The organism is Marisediminitalea aggregata, from assembly GCF_900129565.1.
GTDB classification, from domain to species: domain Bacteria; phylum Pseudomonadota; class Gammaproteobacteria; order Enterobacterales; family Alteromonadaceae; genus Alteromonas; species Alteromonas aggregata.
In genome coordinates, this window is the sequence record NZ_FQWD01000002.1 from 282,767 (window position 1) to 302,299 (window position 19,533).

At 47.8% G+C, this 19,533-nt stretch carries 14 protein-coding genes; all 14 read left to right on the plus strand.

What is annotated here, in order from left to right; all coding sequences use genetic code 11:
• Positions 1–32 precede the first annotated feature (32 nt).
• The 14 genes from BUB81_RS05380 (at position 33) to BUB81_RS05445 (ending at position 19,516) form a co-directional block, all read left to right on the plus strand.
• Positions 33–803 (plus strand): YdcF family protein, encoded by a 771-nt coding sequence (locus tag BUB81_RS05380; protein WP_073319451.1) that lies wholly within the window; start codon positions 33–35, stop codon positions 801–803.
• Positions 804–1,009: 206 nt separating this feature from the next.
• On the plus strand, positions 1,010–1,807 hold the full coding sequence (locus BUB81_RS05385; RefSeq protein ID WP_073319454.1) for a PEP-CTERM/exosortase system-associated acyltransferase: 798 nt from the start codon (positions 1,010–1,012) through the stop codon (positions 1,805–1,807).
• A 257-nt stretch (positions 1,808–2,064) separates the two neighbouring features.
• Complete coding sequence (locus BUB81_RS05390; protein ID WP_073319457.1) at positions 2,065–2,895, plus strand: Npun_F0296 family exosortase-dependent surface protein; 831 nt, start codon at positions 2,065–2,067, stop codon at positions 2,893–2,895.
• Positions 2,896–3,070: 175 nt separating this feature from the next.
• Positions 3,071–3,913, plus strand: coding sequence for an Npun_F0296 family exosortase-dependent surface protein (locus tag BUB81_RS05395; protein WP_073319460.1), 843 nt, complete (start codon positions 3,071–3,073; stop codon positions 3,911–3,913).
• A 106-nt stretch (positions 3,914–4,019) separates the two neighbouring features.
• Complete coding sequence (locus BUB81_RS05400; protein WP_073319463.1) at positions 4,020–5,660, plus strand: FAD-binding protein; 1,641 nt, start codon at positions 4,020–4,022, stop codon at positions 5,658–5,660.
• Between the two features lie 128 nt (positions 5,661–5,788).
• Complete coding sequence (gene prsT, locus BUB81_RS05405; RefSeq protein ID WP_073319466.1) at positions 5,789–8,518, plus strand: XrtA/PEP-CTERM system TPR-repeat protein PrsT; 2,730 nt, start codon at positions 5,789–5,791, stop codon at positions 8,516–8,518.
• Between the two features lie 15 nt (positions 8,519–8,533).
• A complete protein-coding gene (locus BUB81_RS05410) occupies positions 8,534–9,628 on the plus strand; it encodes a GNAT family N-acetyltransferase (RefSeq protein ID WP_073319469.1) in 1,095 nt (364 codons plus the stop codon).
• Between the two features lie 150 nt (positions 9,629–9,778).
• Positions 9,779–12,355, plus strand: coding sequence for an RIFT barrel domain-containing protein (locus BUB81_RS05415; RefSeq protein WP_073319472.1), 2,577 nt, complete (start codon positions 9,779–9,781; stop codon positions 12,353–12,355).
• Positions 12,352–13,323 carry a glycosyltransferase family 2 protein gene (locus BUB81_RS05420; protein ID WP_073319475.1) on the plus strand — a complete coding sequence of 324 codons (972 nt, stop codon included), beginning with the start codon at positions 12,352–12,354 and terminating at the stop codon, positions 13,321–13,323. The genes BUB81_RS05415 and BUB81_RS05420 overlap by 4 nt, the downstream gene beginning before the upstream one ends.
• A complete protein-coding gene (locus BUB81_RS05425) occupies positions 13,313–14,431 on the plus strand; it encodes a glycosyltransferase (protein ID WP_073319478.1) in 1,119 nt (372 codons plus the stop codon). Before BUB81_RS05420 ends, BUB81_RS05425 begins: the two co-directional genes overlap by 11 nt.
• A gap of 9 nt (positions 14,432–14,440) precedes the next feature.
• Positions 14,441–15,454: a polysaccharide deacetylase family protein gene (locus BUB81_RS05430; RefSeq protein WP_073319481.1), complete on the plus strand. Its 1,014-nt coding sequence runs from the start codon at positions 14,441–14,443 to the stop codon at positions 15,452–15,454.
• Complete coding sequence (locus BUB81_RS05435; RefSeq protein WP_084526249.1) at positions 15,451–16,488, plus strand: GNAT family N-acetyltransferase; 1,038 nt, start codon at positions 15,451–15,453, stop codon at positions 16,486–16,488. The genes BUB81_RS05430 and BUB81_RS05435 overlap by 4 nt, the downstream gene beginning before the upstream one ends.
• Positions 16,489–16,502: 14 nt before the next feature.
• A complete protein-coding gene (asnB, locus tag BUB81_RS05440) occupies positions 16,503–18,401 on the plus strand; it encodes an asparagine synthase (glutamine-hydrolyzing) (RefSeq protein WP_073319487.1) in 1,899 nt (632 codons plus the stop codon).
• Positions 18,398–19,516 (plus strand): glycosyltransferase, encoded by a 1,119-nt coding sequence (locus BUB81_RS05445; protein ID WP_342742596.1) that lies wholly within the window; start codon positions 18,398–18,400, stop codon positions 19,514–19,516. Before asnB ends, BUB81_RS05445 begins: the two co-directional genes overlap by 4 nt.
• The last annotated feature ends 17 nt before the right edge of the window (positions 19,517–19,533 follow it).

The following is a 19,533-nucleotide window of genomic DNA, read 5'->3' on the forward strand; positions in this document are numbered from 1 at the left end:
GATGATAGCACGGATTATTCAGGTATTACCGCATGGAATCGCTTGCGATAAGCTTCATAAAATATACTGTCAAGCTAGTGCTCTCACCTCTGGTGATGTCCTTCATAGTATGCATAATCGGCGCCTTATGCCATTTAAAACAGCCGAAGAAGCGTTTCGGTGCTGGTTTAGTGGGATTAGGTGTCGTCTGGCTGTTGCTGTGTAGCCAATTCGTTTTCAGTAACGCAATATTACGGCCACTGGAATATGCTTACCCCCCCATTACGCTCAAAGATGAGGCCTGGCAAAATGCCCGGTACCTCTACACACCGGGTTGCTATTTTTACGACGTCGATACCGTCGAAGTCAGCCAGTGGCCCAGGTGTTCACTAACCAGACTGACACAGACAGCGATGATGGCCCGTATAAGTGGCAAACCCATTATCGTGTCCGCAGGGCATTTTTTGGAAGACGTCAACACGGACTACGCAGAACAAGCAAAACGCTTTACGCAAACGTTAACGGACAGTCCTGTTATTGCGCTTTCTATTGGCACGAATACAGAAGAGGAGTTATCGGCACTCTATGCATTTACGGGTGATCAACCTATTGCCGTCATTACTTCAGCCACCCACATGAAAAGACTCATGCTGCTTGCACAGCGAATTGGTTTCTCAAAGCTTACTCCTGTTCCTGTAGAGCACCTAAGTCCGCCGGCGTTTGATATCACGCTCAACATCCCTTCTTTAAACAGCATACAAAATACAGAAAGGGCGCTGTATGAATATTTTGGCTTGCTATTTGAGCATTTGCGAGCCGAGTAGACGCACATGCAATTGTTCGTTCAAGTAAATGTAATTACACGCGATAAACATAGTAGGACAAGGTAAACGCGCCCTAAGTATAAGAATGATTTTTATCTACTTGTTCAAAAAGAGTGCTACTATTATTTAACTATGGATGGTTACATGCTAACCGAGTCCAAATTTTAGATGCCACACATGCGGTGGGACGACGTCAGAGGTAGTTTGTGTTTAAGAGTACAAGCCAAAAAATCGGTAAATTATGGCAGGCTTATAAGCGTTTGCGGGAAGCTGACGCAATTTCTAAGCACTTTTCGACATTCCTCACGCCTGTTATTGCTTCTAATGAAGAACTGTGCGAAGAAGTGTATAAAATTCGTCACAACGTATATTGTGAAGAGCTTGCCTTTGAACCCGTCAGAGAGGATGGTAAGGAGACCGACGATTTCGATGCGTGGTCCCAATACTGCATGATTCAACACCTTAATACACAGGCCTATGCGGGTACAGTTCGATTAGTCACGCCCAAAAACGAAGGCGAGCTGCTTCCTCTCGAAAAATTTTGTTTACACTCAATTTCACACCCTGAATTTACCCCATCGCATTTTAAGCGTGAGGAAATCTGCGAAATTTCCCGACTGGCAGTACCTGCACAATTCAGACGACGTGCAATGGATAAATTTGCTGGTGCAGCAACCGGTGCCATCAATGAAACAACTTACTCAGAAAAGGAATTGCGTTGCTTCCCGTTTATTGCCATTGGTCTATATCTAACCGCTGCCTCTTTAGCATTGAGTCAAGGCATTCGTCATGCATTTGTAATGATGGAACCACGACTAGCAAGAAGCATGCGTTTTATAGGCATTAAGTTCGTTCAGATCGGTCCTACGATTGACTACCATGGACAACGAGCGCCGTATTATATTAACGCTGAGCTACTGTTAAAAAACCTGACACCAGGTTTTAAGTATATGCTTAAGGACATTCAGAGTCAGGTCAACAAGCAAATCCAGCACGACGCATGAATGTATCGTTCAATAAATGTACAACCTCAATTTAAAATAAAATGTAAATAGCGGTTTGTTGCTTTTTAAACCGCTTTTTCCCGCCACAAGCAGGTAAATTCAAAACGCTGACACCCATGTCGAAAAACTTTACACCAATACTATCCTGAAAACACCAAATCACCTTAAGCCAATGTAAAATAAGCACTTTTCAATTATGGCACACAAAGTGCTTTACTGTTCGTGCGGTAACTTTCAATTTTTAGAGGACAGTACAAATGAAAGCATTATCAATTTTATCAAAAGCGTTGCCATTGACGGTTGCTTTAGCTTTTGCTTCTAGCACTCAGGCTGCGAACATTACTTTCGGTGGCGTGACTGCGAATGATGGTTCTGGTTTAACCAGCTCATTCATTGACCCACTGACTGGTGGCCAACAAGATTACTTCATCGAATCTTTTGACCAAGCAACAAACACCACAGGATTTGCAGGTTCAACTGCATATAACGACCCAGGCTTCGATCAACAGTGTGCTGTAAACAGTGCGAACGGCGGCCCTGCTGGCGTTGTTGTTACTGCGAACACTTCAGAAGTTGGTATTCGTCAAGGTTCTGTTCCTAATGTAGCGGCAGCACCTGCTAACGATACTACCTGTTATGGTTACCTGACTAACAACGGTTCAGGCGTTGCTACTACCGTTTTCGATTACAACCAGCTGTTAAGCTTCTACACTACTCTGTACAGCTCAAACACTCTGCTGGGTATTACTTATCTTGGTTTCTACTGGGGTTCAGTAGACACTTACAATGATTTTGAGTTCTATTCAGACGGTAACCTGGTAACCTCTATCACTGGTTCACAACTTGTGAACAGTGTAACGTCTGGTAACCAGTCTTCACCTAGCTCAAACGTTTATGTAAACATCGATTTCTCTATCGCGGAGCAATTCGATACTCTGGTTATCAAAACCAGCGGCATTGCAGGTGAGTTCGACAACATCGTTGTTGGTCTGAGTACTCGCGAAATCCCAGTTCCTGCTCCAACAGGTCTGGCACTGTTCGCTTTCGGTCTGATCGCATTGGGCCTACGCTCTCGTTTGAAAAAATAACGAAGCAGAAAGTTTACCGCACAAAAAAACCGGCCTAGTGCCGGTTTTTTTTACAACTTAAGTTGTACGCTTCCTCCCTCCAATTACAACTCATTGATAAATCGGTTGTTTATTTTTTGGCATATTTGATGCTTTATTGTTCATTGAAACTTTCTTTTTTACAGGGGACAGTAAAATGAACAAATTTTCGAGCTTTACAAAAGCCCTTTCACTAACCGCTGCGGTAGTACTGGGTTCAACAAATGTTGCAAATGCAGCGTCTATTACTTTCGGCGGTGTCGCTGCGAGTGATAATTCCGGCCTTACCAGTTCGTTTATCGACCCGATTACAGGTGGTCTTTCCGGCTACTTTATCGAAACCTTCGATGTTGCAACCGGCGATCCTTCATTCCCGGGGTCAACTGCCTATACAACACCAGGCTTTGAAAGCGAATGTGCTGTAAACAGCTTAAATGCAGGTCCAATTGGTGTTGACGTTACAGCAAACCCAACTGAAGTCGGTATCCGCAAAGGCACGCAGAATAACGTTGCTGCAGCTCCTGCAAATGACACAACTTGTTATGGTTACGTAACAAACAATGGTTCAGGTACGTCGAGTATTACGTTCGACTACAACGATCTGTTGGCTTATTTTACAACCACACTGAACTCAAATACGTTACTGGGCATTACTTACCTTGGTTTCTATTGGGGCTCAGTAGACACTTACAATGACTTTAAATTTTATTCAGACGGCAATCTGGTAACACAAATTACCGGTACTCAGTTGCTATCTGCTCTGGGCGGACAATCAGGTAACCAGTCCAGCCCTGCATCAAATGCATACGTGAACATTGCTTTCTCAATTGCCGAGCAGTTCGACACCCTGGTTATTGACACCAGCGGTATCGCAGGTGAATTCGATAACATTGTTATTGGCTTGAGCACACGTGAAATTCCGGTGCCAGCGCCAACAGGTTTAGCTCTCTTTGCCTTCGGCTTAGTTGCGCTAGGCCTTCGTTCTCGATTGAAGCGTTAATTCGCAGAGAAAGTTTCAAATCTTTAAGCCGGCATATTGCCGGCTTTTTTTGTTTTTAGTAAAAAATAGCTATAGTAAGTGTATTAGGAACAACTAACCGTTTTTTATGGATATACACCAAACACTCAAAGCGCACTTTGATTCACATGACGACATCACGCTGTTGCCTGCTAGTCATGCTATCGATGCCTATGGCGGCACAACATTCAGCGACAAACAGCTTTTAACGGGTGCAATTAAAGTACACCATAAGCGCGTTATTCCACTGGTGTTATCGCTGGCCAATTCTCTTAATTTTGCAGTTCACCCGGTAAGTTCCAATAAGAACTGGGGCTATGGCTCTATAACCCGCGATAGCGCAGACCGTCCGGTCGTGTTACTGGATTTATCCGGTCTTTGTAAAATATCCCCCACCAGCAAAGAACTAGGCCTTATTACGGTTGAACCTGGGGTCACTCAACAAATGCTGTACGACTATTTACAAGAAAACGAATGGCCTCACATGGTACCGGTGACTGGTGCAGGCCCGACTTGTAGCGCACTCAGCAACGCCTTAGAACGCGGATATGGAATAACACCACATACAGACCATTTCTATGCCTGTACCGCGCTCAAAGGGTTCTTACCTCACCCTAATCTCTGTGAGCAAGAATACGCTTCCGCCGTATCTGCTCTTGATAAGACGTCTGAAGACTTTATCGACAAAACGTTCAAGTGGGGCCTGGGGCCCTACATTGATGGCCTGTTCACCCAGAGTAATTTGGGTATCGTTACAGAAATGACAGTTCGTCTGGCCAGGAAGCCCAACGCATTTAGTGCGTTTTACATTCAGATTTTTGATGGTGACAACTTCGAAGACAGCGTTAATTTCATTCGAACTTTGTTGGAGTCTCAATCAGGCTTAGTCGGATCAATTAACCTGATGGATAAGCGACGGTTGGTGTCGATGACATGTCAGAACCCCAATATGCATGATACCCCAATAATGCCGTTAACCGATGAGCAGGTAAATTCGCTTGCGGCCTCCAAACGACTGCCAGAATGGATGATAGTGGGCTCGATTTACGGTGACCAGCCTGTCGTCAACTACGTAAAGAAGTACATCAAGCACCATGCCCGCCCTTTGGGTAAAGTGTTATTTTCAGACTCTTTACTACTCAAGTTTGCGCGCCGGTTCGCGACATTGCCGCTCGATTTCTTACCCGCCTTTAAAGATATAAAAACCCAGTTGTCTTCGCTACAGGAAGGGGTCGAAATTATGTTGGGCAAACCCAATCAGGTAGCATTACCCCTACCTTATTGGCGAAATCCAACCAAGCAACCAGACAAGTCTAACCTGCTTCACCCTGCCGATGATGAATGTGGCTTACTTTGGTACGCTCCGCTAATTGCTATGAACCCTAAGACGTTATCGGGTTTTGTCGAATTTGTGCGCCGTACCATGTTAGCTTATGACTTGGACCCGTTTATTACCTTTACAAACCTAAAACACGACTGTATCGACTCCACCGTTCCTCTCGTTTTTGACAAGCGTGACCCGGTACAAGTCGAGAAAGCGCACGCTTGTCTGCGGGCACTTATCGATGAAGGCTGTGAACAAGGATTTGTACCTTACAGGCTACCAGTAACAGAACAAGCCCGGCTGGATAAACAAACGCCGTTTTGGCAGTCTGTCGATGTAATAAAAAAAGCAGTGGACCCCAATAACATTCTGTCGCCCGGAAAATATGATGCCAGTGAGGCTTAAGCTTTCGTGCAGGTTGAATTTTACGGCTTGGCAGTGACCATTCACAGCGTGCCTATAGCCAGCCCACATCCAAACTGATATCTTGAGAGATGTTGTAAAGATAGTTGTAGTGAGAGGAAAGGATGCAAATGAAACGCCTTAGTGCACTTTGGTTAACCGTCGCTTTGACAGCCTGTACACCAAAGTCAGCAGAAGAACAAATAGCCAATGCCATGCAACTTGTGGCAGAAGGTGAAAAAGTGGCAGCCATCGTTGAGTTAAAAAACGCTGTCATTACGGAGCCAAATAACGCTGAAGCTCGCTTTCAATTAGGACGCCTGGAATTCGAACAAGGTCTTTGGGAAGAGTCGGAAAAAGAAATCCGGCGCGCATTAGACTTGAGTTATCCCGTCGTCGACGCTTACCCTATTCTGATCCGTTCGATTTTTTACCAAAACGATTTCGACCGTGTTCTCATGGAACTGGAGTCCAAACCTGAAATACAGGATGCTCAGGTAACAAGCACGCTGGCGTTGTTTGAATACCTTTCCAAACTCAAAAGCGGTGAGCAGGACCCGGTTATTCCCGCAGAGTCACTCAAGCAAGAAGAGCTACTTATTGCGCAGTCGTATCAAACGCTGGAGCAAGGCAATCCAGCGGTCGCACTGAACATCACGCAAAAATTTACTACGCCTTCGATTGAACCGTTTGAAAAGCTAATACTTAAGGGCATGATTCACTCTTTGCAATACGATCATGTCAACGCGATCATTGCTTTTAATGAAGCCCTCGACATTTATCCGTCTTATCACGTTGCGCGATTTTTACTCGCGGAGCAACTTATAGAAGACAAGCAGTTAACGCGTGCCGATGAGCAAATTGAGCGTTTGCTGCAACTCAATCCTAATAGTGGCCATGCGAATTATTTAAAATCTTTGGTCTACTTTTATCAGGATAATTACGAACAAGCGCTTCAACTGGCTAACGTTGCTCTGCAGAATGACGCAAAACCGGCATTAGCCAGTTTTGTTGCAGGTACCAGTGCTTACCGCACGGGTCGCCTGGAGAGTGCGCTCCGTTACCTTAACACCGCGGCAAGTACTTTGCCTCCAAGTCATCCAACGCACCGCCTACTTGCACAAGTGAAATTGGAACTGGGTTATGTAGAGGACGTCGCAAGCAGCCTTGATGGACTCAGCATTGAGCCCGGTCAAGGTGCAGAAATTTACAGTCTCGCCGCATTGCAAAAACTACAGAAAGGACAACGCGCTGAATCTGAGCGTTACTTGTCGAAAGCCAGATCGCTTGATCCTAATAATCCGGTTAGTCTGCTTCGCGAAGGTTTCATTCTACTCGATGATAACCAGGCCTCTGCCGTGGATTCTCTGGCAAAAGCCCTCGATATCGACCCAAATCTAAGCGAAGCCTGGGTATTACTGGCTCAGGCAAAGTATGAAGAAAGCGGTTTGGCGTCAGCATTAGCCATTGCTGACCAATGGGGCGAGTTAAGTCCAATCAACGGCGAGTTTCTGAAAGGCATTCTTTATCTACGTGATGAGCAGGAAACAGAAGCGAGCAGGCATTTTAGCCAGGTATTGAAATACGACCCTGAAAATACCGCAGCACTGCGATACATGATGATTGGCAATGCCCGCCAGGATAAGTTTAAAGAGGCCATGGAGTATGCCGAGAGGCTGCTAGCGCTGACCCCGAATGACCTGCAAAACCTGATTGATGTTGTGAACATTAAAATCGGTCAGGGTCAGGAGTCTGAATTAGAAGAATATCTGACGAAGCGAATAAAGGCATACCCGGATGCAACCGCCCCTGTATCAGCACTGGCGTTTATTTACTTGCGGGCAGACAAACCCGACAAAGCCATTAGTTTAATGAAGAAGGTTGAAGACCCACAAAACTTTGGCATCTATCAGGCACTCGGTGATGCCTATGTAGAAAAGGGCGATTTTGGCCAGGCCATTGAAACCTATAAGGATTGGACTGATAAGTTCCCTACTGACAGACGCGGTTGGTATCGTCTTATCTCAACCTACCAGTTTATGAATAATTTCGACGGGGCAATGGAAACGACCCAGCAAGCGCGTACCTACTTCCCTAATGATAAACGTCTTGTATTATTAGAAGCGCATTTAGCGGCTTCCACCGGACGTTTTGCTCAGTCAAAACGGGCTATCTCAATTCTGGAAGAAGACGGCAGTGAACTAGCTGCTCTGGCACATACCCGGGGTTTATTAGCACTTAACGAAAAACGCTACCCTGACGCCGTAAAATTGCTCACTGCTTCTTATGAAAATAATCCGGGATTTGCTGTTTCAAGACTACTGGCTTTCGCGCTGGCCGGTGCCAAAGACCCTAAAACGGGTTTAGGCTACCTGCAAACGGAAGTGGATAAAGCCCCGGACAATACACTCTACAAATTTGTAACAGCCGAGTATGCCTCAGCCAATGGATTCCTCAATGAAGCCATTTCGATGTACGAGCGCATTCTGACTGAAAAGCCCAATGATTTTGCAGCCCTGAATAATATAGCAGGCGTTCATACTCAACTTGGCAATTACGACAAAGCGCTTGCCGCTGCCAAAGCGGCTTTTAGTCAGGCGCCGGAATCCGAGTTTGCCCTGGATACATTGGGATATGTTTTGATCAAGACAGGTGATGTAAAACAAGGTCGTAGTTACATCGAGAAGGCGCTGGGCAAAGCAGCAAATAACAAAGAAATTCAGTTACACGCAGCAGAAGCCCTTATTCTTGATGGCGACAAAGTCAGGGCGAAAAATATGTTAGGACGTATTTATCCAACGACCCCGGCACAAAAATCTATGCATAAGGCATTGCTGAAACAGCTCGAAGAGCAAGAATAACGGTCACTGTAAGGAATGCAATTACGCCTGGTCGTTCAACATACTTTTGAACTGCAAGAGGTTGCCTTTGCCACTAAGGCATTGGCAGCCCGTCTACCTGCGCCGCCCCCTTTTATCCAACCATTCTGGCTACTGCCCTGGCTGAAGCAAAACCAGGATAAACAGCCAGTCTGGTTACAATGTTTTGATGGTGACAATCTGGTGGCATCGGTTTTTGCCGTAATCACCCCCTCTCAGGGGATCCATTCCCCTTTCACTTGTGGTTGGTTTAATAAAACCGGTGATCCTACTCGCGACCAAATCTGGATAGAGTTTAACGACCTGCTGGCGGAGCCTCAGTGGCATCAGGAAGCAGTAACACTGGTATTGGACTGGTGCAAAAAGAACGCCCGTGACTGGCGACTGGAAATAACCTCATCACCTGCCCCCTGGTTAGCGCACCCGGGCTTTTATTGCGATTCGACCAGTATCCCCGGGTACGCTGTATTGCTTAGTCCAACGTTTGCAGATAAAGATAGTTTTCTTGCCAGTTGTTCAGGGAACACACGCAGTCGTATACGACGGGCTATTAAGTACTTGCAGGCACACTACGGCGACATTACTGTTCGCGATTTTGGCCCCAACCCGCCGGCTGAGATACTCCGTGAAATGAGCGCATTTCACTTACAGCGCTGGAAGGAAGATCCTCAGGGAAGTGGTTTTAGCAATCCGGATTTTGTCGCATTTCATCAGGCTTTGATGCAGTCAGACTCTGACGATCCGCGCTGTAATATTTTAGGTTTTTACGCTGGCAAACAGTGTATTGGATACACCTACAACCTGCTTTGCAATGATAAGGTCTATTTTTACTTGTCAGGGATAAATTACATAGAATCCTCGAACCGCTTTCAACCAGGCTTAGTGATTCATACCTATGCTATCAGCCACTATGCTAAACAGGCCTTCAAACGGTATGATTTTATGGGCGGAGACAGCCAGTATAAACGCTCTCTGTCGAACCACAGCTACTCACTGTACATGCTGAGATTACTCAGAAAAGACTGGCTCACCTCACTGTATCAGTGCGTAAAAACGTTGAAAACTCAGTTTTTTAAACGAAAAAGCCATTAGATTCACATTTTCAGTATTTTTACATGGCGATAAACGGTAGAGTTTACTTAATCACTAATAAAGCACGCTAACTTTGTCTGACTCGTGGTCACAGGACCTGAACTTATTCAGCGAAGATAAGTGTAAATGTTTGACAAAAATCTTTGACACATGCAATCACAACATTATTTTTCATTACGTGTGCCAGCATCCGATAAAGCGGACACAGCGTCCTTTTCAATCGGTATTCCTATGTCTCAGGGGGCCTGTTTCGTTCACAAGCCATTGCAATGTAAACGCAGCGATGACATGGCCGTTGATTGCGCATTCACCCCACTAGCCTGGTGGCCGGATCATTCAATAAAATGGCTCCTCGTGCAGGGGCATACGGCAGTGTCCGGTATCAGTGACGCACAATTTTATATTGAGCACATGCAAACCCCTGCGGTTACTGTGAATCAGGAGCATGTTGATTCAAGCGAAAGCCCCACTTTAATTAATCTCAGCACCCGGAACTGGCAATGTAAAATACACACCGATTCCCTGCTGAACTGCGACATCAGCCTTGCTGGAAAGCATTATTCGCTGTCATGTCAAAATACATTCCGTGGCGTTTTCAGTCACACTGCGTGCAAGTTAACACACTGGCATGTAGAGCCTAAATACTACGATCAGCAAGACGGCGCTCCGGCGTTTATCAACCTGTCACTTGATTACACACTTATCCCAGAGCAGACCGATTTTGCACCTGTAGAGCTCAGGGCCCGGCTGGTATTTCAACCTTCTACTGGCATAGTTACGGTGACGACATCACTGACGAATACAAATCCGGCCGATCACAATGGCGGCACATGGGACCTGGGTGAACAGCGCAGCCTGTTAATTGACAGTCTGGCTATTTCAGTGTCACAACAAAATGCAGAAGCCAGCTTACAAGTCTCTCCCGAGCAGCCTTTCATGGCAATCAGTGAACAGGCGCTGCTGTGGCAACGTTCCAGTGGCGGCGAAAACTGGAACAGTCCTAATCACGTAAACCATAACCGCACATCATCTATTGTAAATGGGTCCACATTGCTGAAAGTGGACGATAGCGAACACGCATCGCCACATCGCCCTGTACCAACAGCCAGATTGTCGGCGGATGATACCCATGTAATCATGAGGCCTGACCGTTTCTGGCAGAATTTTCCTACTGCACTGACCGCAGAGCCCGGCACAATTTCCTGGTCGCTATTTCAATCAGAATCCGAAGCGCCTGTAGAGCTTCAGCCTGGCGAGCAGAAAACACATAGCCTGACCATTCAGGTTGAATCTGCGTCGGCAGTGGTTATTGCCCAGGCAATGCTTAACCCTGCATGGATCAGCCAATGCGATGTCATTCCCCGCTTGTCTGCACGTTTGTTGGACGATCCCCTGCAATCCGTGATAAACGCTGGCGTAGAAGGCCCTGACTCATTTTTTGCCAAGCGTGAAGCCATTGACGAGTTCGGCTGGCGACATTTTGGTGACCTGTACGCCGATCATGAAACAGCGGGTTATAGCGGTGACACGCTGTTTACGTCGCACTATAACAACCAGTATGACCCACTATTTGGCTTTTTGAAGCAATGGCTGCTCACTGGTGATCAACGCTGGCGTGAGCTGGCTGACGATTTGGCCCGACACGTTATCGATATTGATATTTACCACACCGACCTCGACAAGCCGGAATACAACCGCGGTTTATTCTGGCACACGGATCACTATTTGCCCGCCGAGACGGCTACGCACAGAACCTACTCAAAACACCATACAGGCAACGCGTATCAGGACCACGCGGGCGGCGGTGGTCCAGGTGGTCAACACTGCTACACCACCGGCTTACAGCTGTATTACTTTCTAACCGGTTGTCAGGCTGCGCAGCAGGCGGTGTTAGGTTTAACCGAGTGGATATCTACGGTCTACGAGGGCGACGATACTTTATTTGGTTTGTTACTCAGTTATAAAAACCGTTATCGGATCGATTTAAAAGACATCGCCAGCGGTGCGTACCCTCTCGACAGAGGCACTGCAAACTACATGATGGCGCTGCTGGACAGTTACGAAATTACCAATGACAGTCAGTATATTCAGCGCGTTGCTTATATCATTAAACAGACGATTGCACCTGACGACGACATTGCAGGCACCCGGGATTTGGCAAACGTTGAAAACTGCTGGTTTTATACGGTGTTTTTACAAGCCGTATGCCGCTATCTCGACATTCAGCAGCACATTGGCAAAAATCACGACTACCAGTATGCAATTGCCTGCCTGTTGCATTACGCAGACTGGATGGCGGAAAACGAATACCCCTACCTGGAAAAGCCGGACATTCTGGAATACCCCAATCAGACCTGGTCGGCCCAGGACCTGCGCAAAGTCGCAGTGTTGTGTATTGCTGCGACCTATGCAGACGCAACACGGGCAGTTAGCTATCGCGCTAAAGCCGCAGAAATTAAACAGTATGTTGTGCAAGCGATCACCCAAAGTGACGAAAAACACTACACGCGTATCCTGGCGCTGTTAATGCAAAATTACGGTATCGATACCGTTGAAAGTAACACGCAGCCTAATCCGGTAGATGTATCTGCGGTCTTATCAACGAACATTCAACGAGATCAAGGCTGGCCAGATTACGTTTCACATGTGGTGAAGAAACTGTCAGTGAAACGCGAATGGCAACAGCTGCAAAAGCGCATTCCGGCACTGCGGAGGAAACTACAATGACAGCCAATACGGTGACATTTGTTATTCCTCATAAGGGCCGGGAAGAAATGCTCAAGGACACGTTGATGTCGATTGCGCAGCAGGAATACCCGGTCGCATCCATGGAAATTATTCTGGTTTCACAAAACACCGAGGTGTCCGAAGCACTGCGGGAGGCCTGCGGCAGCGTGCCGTTTAAAGTGTTGTTTGCCGAACCAGAGCACACCATTTCCGCGTCGAGGAATAGGGGAGCACAGGTTGCTGGCGGCGACTATTTAGCGTTTCTGGATGCCGATATCCACTTGTCTCGCAATTGGCTGACAGCTTGTATGAAGATACTTACCGAACGCCCTGGCACTAAATTAGTCAGCGCGATGCAGATACCCTCAGACGCCCCCACGCCGCTTGAACACATTCGGGTCGCACTGAGTAACGCTGAGGTAGACTGTGCAGTCGACTTCCTGCCTGGACGCAACCTGTTGTTAGCCAAAGACACCTTCTACCAGGCCGGGCAATTCCCAGAGCACCTGATCACTTGCGAAGATTACTACTTTACCGATAAGGTAAATCAACTGGGAGAGCTGTTTTATACCAGCGCGGCGCAATATATACACATTGGTGAAGACAAACAGTTAGGCGCCATGTTTGAGAAAGAAATCTGGCGAGGTCAGTCTAATCTGGCCTCGGTAAAAGACCGCCGTATTCCTTTGCGTGAATGGCCAAGTTTTATCGTACCACTGGCAATCCCGGCATGTGTATTAGCCGGACTGGTCAGTCTTATTGCAGGGTTTCCGCTATTTGCGGTATTGTGCCTGGTAGCGGCTGGCTTACCGGTTTTGGCCTATAGTACCCGGTTGTATAAACTGGTTCGGCCAAACACGTCATTAATTGAAGTGATTAAGTTTTATTGTGTGTACTTTCCCGCCCGCGCAGTTGGCACGTTAGGGGGAATCATAAAAACCTTTGGAACATCGTCGTATGAAAAATAAAAAAATAAAAATATTGCAGTTCATTTGTTCCACAGGCTTTTACGGTGCGGAGCGGTGGGTGCTGGCACTCGCAAGCCATTTACCCACCGATACTACTGAATCGCTGCTGGCTACCACTCTGGAAGACGACTCCCGGGATCTGGAACTGGTAAGACAGTTCAAACAAAAATGTGGTAACACCTTCGAAATACCGATGAAACACAAATTCGATATTTCCGTTGTCGATAAGTTGGTTGCACTCATAAAACGTGAAAACATCGATATTATTCACACCCACGGATACAAATCAGACATCCTCGGCGTTTGGGCTGCCAGAAAAGCAGGTATCCCTTGCGTTGTTACACCGCATGGCTTTGAAAATGCAAAAGACATTAAACTAAGAACGTTTATTTGGCTGGGATGTCAGGCCATGAAATACGGTGACGCCATCGTGCCGCTGTCGACGCAACTCATGAAAGACATGCACCGAATAGGCGTGCGAAAAGACAAACTGCATTATATTCAGAATGGCGTCGATTTGTCTGAAGTTGAAGCGGTGCGCACTGACGACAGTATTCCTGCTGAAACCGAGAAGCTGCGGGTCGGGTTTATTGGCCAAATGATTAGCCGTAAAAACATCGATGATATCCTGACCATATTTGACGATTTACACCAGGAAGGCATGCCCATTGAGTTGCTGTTCCTGGGGGACGGTGACGACCGAGCGCGTCTGGAAGAAAAGGCCACTACCCTGGCAAGCAAACAAGATATTCACTTCCTTGGTTTCAGAGACGATCGTTTAGCGCTGCTCAAAACCTTTGATTTATTTGTAATGACATCAACATTGGAAGGCGTTCCCCGTTGCCTGATGGAAGCCTGCGCGATGGGTACACCGGTCGCGGCCTACCAGATACCCGGCATCGACCAGCTCATCACACATAACGACACCGGACTGCTGGCGCCGCTTGGTGAGCGCGAGACACTGAAAGGCTATTGGCGTGAGATGTTATCTGATACCATCAAAGCCAGACAATACGGCCTGAATGCCAAGGCATACGTGGAAGAGCATTTCTCCGCGCAGCGCATGGCCAACGAATACATGGTGCTTTTTAAGGATTTGCTACGCTAAGGAATGGCTATGCTTCATCAACAACCGGCTTCTACAATATTTATTCTCACTATTGATACTGAAGAAGAATGGCAGTGGGATGGGCCTTTCCCTCAAGACAATTGCAAGGTTGAAAACGTTCAGCGCATCCCCGAGTTTCAGTCATTTTGTGAGGAACTGGGTATTCGCCCCACCTACTTTGTTGATTACGCAGTAGCGGCCAATCCCTTTGCGGTAAAGGCGATAAATCAGGCTCGTCAGAACAACCATTGTGAAATTGGCGCTCACCTGCATCCGTGGTGTAATCCGCCGTATTTTGGCCAAACCACCGAAGCCGAATCTCATGTGGTGAATCTGCCCCTGCCGCAAATAGAAGCCAAACTGGACGAACTCATGCGGGTGCTGACTGAACAGTTCAACACCCAGCCCCGCTCTTTTCGCACCGGCCGCTGGGGTATCGACAGCAAAGTCCTTACCTTGCTGGCCGATCGCGGTTTCAGAGTAGATTCCAGTGTGTACCCGTTTTATCGCAATGAATACTTTTCTTGTGAGGGCTCCCCGTTGGCGCCCTATTGGCCGGATTTTAACGATCCGTTATCACCCGGCCACCAACGTCAGATTATGGAAATCCCGGTAACCGCAGGCTTTAACCGCCAGGACTACGGATTCAGCGAAAAGCTGCACCGACTGGGGGAAACCGCTCCCATGAAGTTACTTCATACCATCGGTTTATTATGGCATTCGCGTTTACTCAGAAAGATCTACCTGAGCCCGGAACTCAACGACGAGCAAAACCTGTGTTTATTGGTCGACACTGCTATCAAGCGCCAACAGCGCGTGATCCACATGTATTTGCACAGCTCCAGTCTGATAGACGGTGCGACCGGTTTCTTTGAGGAAACAAACTCTCTGAGTATTATTTGCCAGCGCATTCGCGCCACCGTTGAACACTTACAGCGCCTTACGCCCGTGGAGTTTTGTACGATCACCGAAGCCTGTGAGCTCCTGAATGCCCGCAGTGCACAACAAGCAGTATTAACATGAAGATCAGACTCGCAACGCAACAAGACAAGAAGCGCTGGGATGCCTATGTAGAAACTCATCCCCTCGCCACGCCTTATCACCGTTTTGCCTGGGGACTGGCGTGTGAGCATGCGTATAAGCAACCCATGCGGTACCTGATTGCCGAAGATGATCAGCACCAGGTGTGTGGCGTTTTGCCCTGTATCGCATTCAAACGCCCTTTCTCTGCAGCAAAATCGGTTGCTTTACCTTATTGTGATACTGGTTTTGCTCTGGGTGACGACGACCAAATCACCGCTTCACTACTGGGCAAATTGCGCAGCCAAAGCGACTACCGGGATGTCAGTCATGAACCGGCAGACCCTGAAGCTTTGCAAGCTGGGCAGAAGGTTGTGTTGCGCTTGCCGTTACCAGAAAACAGCGAACTGCTGATGAGTAGTTTTAAATCGAAATTGCGTAGTCAGATCCGTAAAGCCGAGAAAAATGGCCTGACCATGGCGCTCAGTGAGACCCCGAACGAGCATGTCACTTTACTACCTCATTTTTACGATGTGTATAAGCAGAACATGCGATTGCTCGCGTCGCCCGCCCATGCTTACAGCTGGTTTGAATCGGTAATCGCGCACTATGGTGATAACGCTCGTGTCTGTGTAGTCTATCAGGCATCCACGCCCATTGGAGCCGGCATAGTCATTATGAACGGCACGGTGGCAGCAATCCCCTGGGCGTCGACATTGCCGCAATACAATCGCCTGGCCCCGAATATGATGCTGTATTGGTCGCTGCTGGCGAATGTGACTGACGCTGGCATGCAAACCTTCGACTTCGGGCGCTCGTCTTTTGGCGAAGGGACCTACAAGTTTAAAACACAGTGGGGAGCGTTGCCCTACCCGCTTAACTGGCACGATGGGTCTTCAACTGCCCACCAGCCACAGGCTGTTGAAACCGGCCCACCAGGCGCCGTCAGGCAGCTTGCAGAAAACGTGTGGCCGAAACTACCGTTGGGATTCACGGTCGCCATTGGCTCAGCTATTCGGCGTTACATTAGTTTATAAATCGGGAGAGCCTTATGTGCGGCATTGCAGGATTTAGTCGTTATCAATTCGAACCCGGAGATGAGTCGTTACTGACTACCATGGGACAAGCCATTTTGCATCGTGGTCCGGATGCCGGTGGCACCTACCTCGATGACCATGTGGGCTTGTGCCACCGCCGCCTTAGCATTCTGGATCTATCGGCAGCGGGCAACCAGCCCATGTTCAGTAAAGACGGCCGCTATGTCATCGTCTTCAACGGTGAAATTTATAACTTTCTTGAAAGCCGTGCGGCGTTAGAAGCAGAAGGGCATGTTTTCTCTACACATACCGATACTGAAGTGATTCTGGCGCTTTACGCCAAACATGGCAAAGACTGCCTGTCTGAGTTAAACGGGATGTTTGCGTTTGCCATATGGGACAAACAGGAAAAGTCACTGTTTCTGGCCAGAGACCGCATGGGCAAAAAGCCGCTTTATTACACCTATGAAGAAGGCAAACTGGCCTTTGCGTCAGAAATTAAGGCGTTGTTGCCCGTCCCGTTTGTTGAACGGGAAATTCGCGACGATGCAGTTTACGACTTTTTTGCCTACCAGTATGTTCCTGATCCGAAAACCATTTTCAAAGGTGTGCACAAATGTCCGCCTGCCCATTACATGCTGTATAAAGACGGTGAGCTCGTTTGTCAGCCATATTGGGATGTAGATTTCAGCAAAGTCAGTGAACGCACTGAAGCAGACCTCACTAACGAACTGCGGGATTTAACAGCCCATTGCACGCGCCAACGAATGATTGCAGACGTACCACTGGGCGCGTTCCTGAGTGGCGGCGTAGATTCCAGTGGTGTCGTAGCAATGATGGCTCAGCAGTCTGACAAGCCTGTGAAAACCTGTTCTATTGGCTTCGACGAAAAGCGCTTTAATGAAACCGAATTTGCGAAAACCGTGGCTGATCAGTACCACACTGAACACCATGAGTTTATTGTGCACGACAATGTCAGCGATAACCTCGAACACATTGTCAGCTTTTTCGATGAACCGTTTGCCGATCCCTCGCTGGTGCCTACATACTTCGTCTCTAAGCTTGCGCGTCAGGAAGTGACCGTAGCGATTGCCGGTGACGGCGGCGATGAAGTGTTTGCGGGCTATGAGAAATACAGTATTGATGCCATCGAAAACAACCTGCGTAACAAAGTACCGGCATGGGTAAGAAAGCGCATTTTGCCGAAAGTCGCCAACCTGGTCGCGGGTTCCGGCATCTCGGTATTGAAAAAAGTAAAATCACTGTGTGACAGTCTATCCTGTGACCCCGCCATGGGCTTTTATCTGACCAACTCTCAAATTGACGACCGCCAGTGGCAACAGCTTGTGGCGCCGGATTTTGCTGCCAGGCTGGGCGAGTACCACCCCAGCAAAATCACCTTGGAAGCGTATGAGCAAGCCAATGGCCCCGACCACTTATCGCGTATTTTGTATACCGATATGAAAACCTATTTGCCCGGCGGCATCCTGGTCAAAGTAGATCGCATGAGTATGGCCCACTCACTGGAAGTGCGCGCCCCTATTTTAGACCGCGATGTCATTGAATTCGCGGCCACCGTGCCGTCGGCATTTAAATTTAAAGACGGCGAGAAAAAACATATCCTCAAAGAAGCATTTAAGCCACTGCTACCCGACGACATCCTGTATCGCAAGAAAATGGGCTTTTCTGTGCCGCTGGATCAATGGTTGCGTGAGGAAATTAAAGCCATTGCTGAACGCTACCTGTTTTCCTCAGACGCCGGATTACTTCGCTATTTTAACGCCAGTGCGATTCAGCAATTGTGGAATGAACACCAATCAGGCAGCCATCAGCACGGTACCGTGCTGTGGAGCTTGCTGATGTTTGAAATGTGGTATCAGCGTTATATGGTCAGCACAGAGAAAGCAGCGTGAGTAAGGCAATCAATGTCATGCATATCACCTATGATATGCGAATTGGCGGCACCGAAATGGTAGTTAAAAACCTGATAGAAGGGTTTGATGATCCGGCGTTTAAGATGTCTATATTCTGTATCGAAGCACCACTGGGACCATGGGGTGAAGACTTAGCCAATGCGGGCATTCCCATTACCACTGTGGCAAGGCAACCTGGATTTGATCGCGGGCTTATTAAGGCTATTCGACAACACCTCCGCGAGCACAATATCGATATCATTCATTGCCACCAGTACACCCCCTGGGTATACGGTGTGTTAGCAGCGGCAGGCCTGAAAACCAAAGTCATTTTTACCGAGCACGGTCGTTTTTACCCGGATTTTGGCACCTGGAAGCGAAAGCTTATCAACCCGGTGCTTGCGTGGTTAACCGACGCGACCACCGCCATCTCATCTGCCACTAAACAAGCGCTGGTGACCCACGAAAATCTGTCGGCCAGAAATATCGAGGTGATTTACAACGGAATAAAAGCAGTTGAGCCGGTGCCTGAAGAAACCCAACAGGCTTTGAAAGCGGAGTTGGGTATTGCCGCCTCACAAACTGTGTTTGGTACCATCGCCCGATTCGACCCAATCAAAAACCACCTGATGATGCTGCGCGCGTTTAAAGACGTACTCGACGCAGGCAAAGATGCAAAGCTTGTTATCGTTGGCGACGGTGAAATGCGCGCCGACATCGAGACGTTCATCAAAGAACTGGCTATCAGTGACCATGTGGTGCTGACCGGATACCAGCCACAACCCGCCCAATATCTTTCGATCATGGATATTTTCCTGCTGTCGTCATTCAGCGAAGGGACATCCATGACCTTGCTTGAGGCGATGTCTTTGGGCAAGCCTTGTGTCGTGACAGATGCCGGTGGAAACGCAGAGGTTATTGCAGACCAGCAAAATGGCCTGGTGACCGGCAACGACGAACAACGCGAATTTGCTGACGCCATGCATACCCTGGTAAACGATACGGACACCTATCACCAATATCAGCAGGCCAGCCTTGCTCGCTTCAACGCCCTATTTACGGTGGCAGCAATGTGTCAGTCATTTCGCAAGATTTATACTACAGTTATGCAGTAAGGTAAAAATCGCCCCGA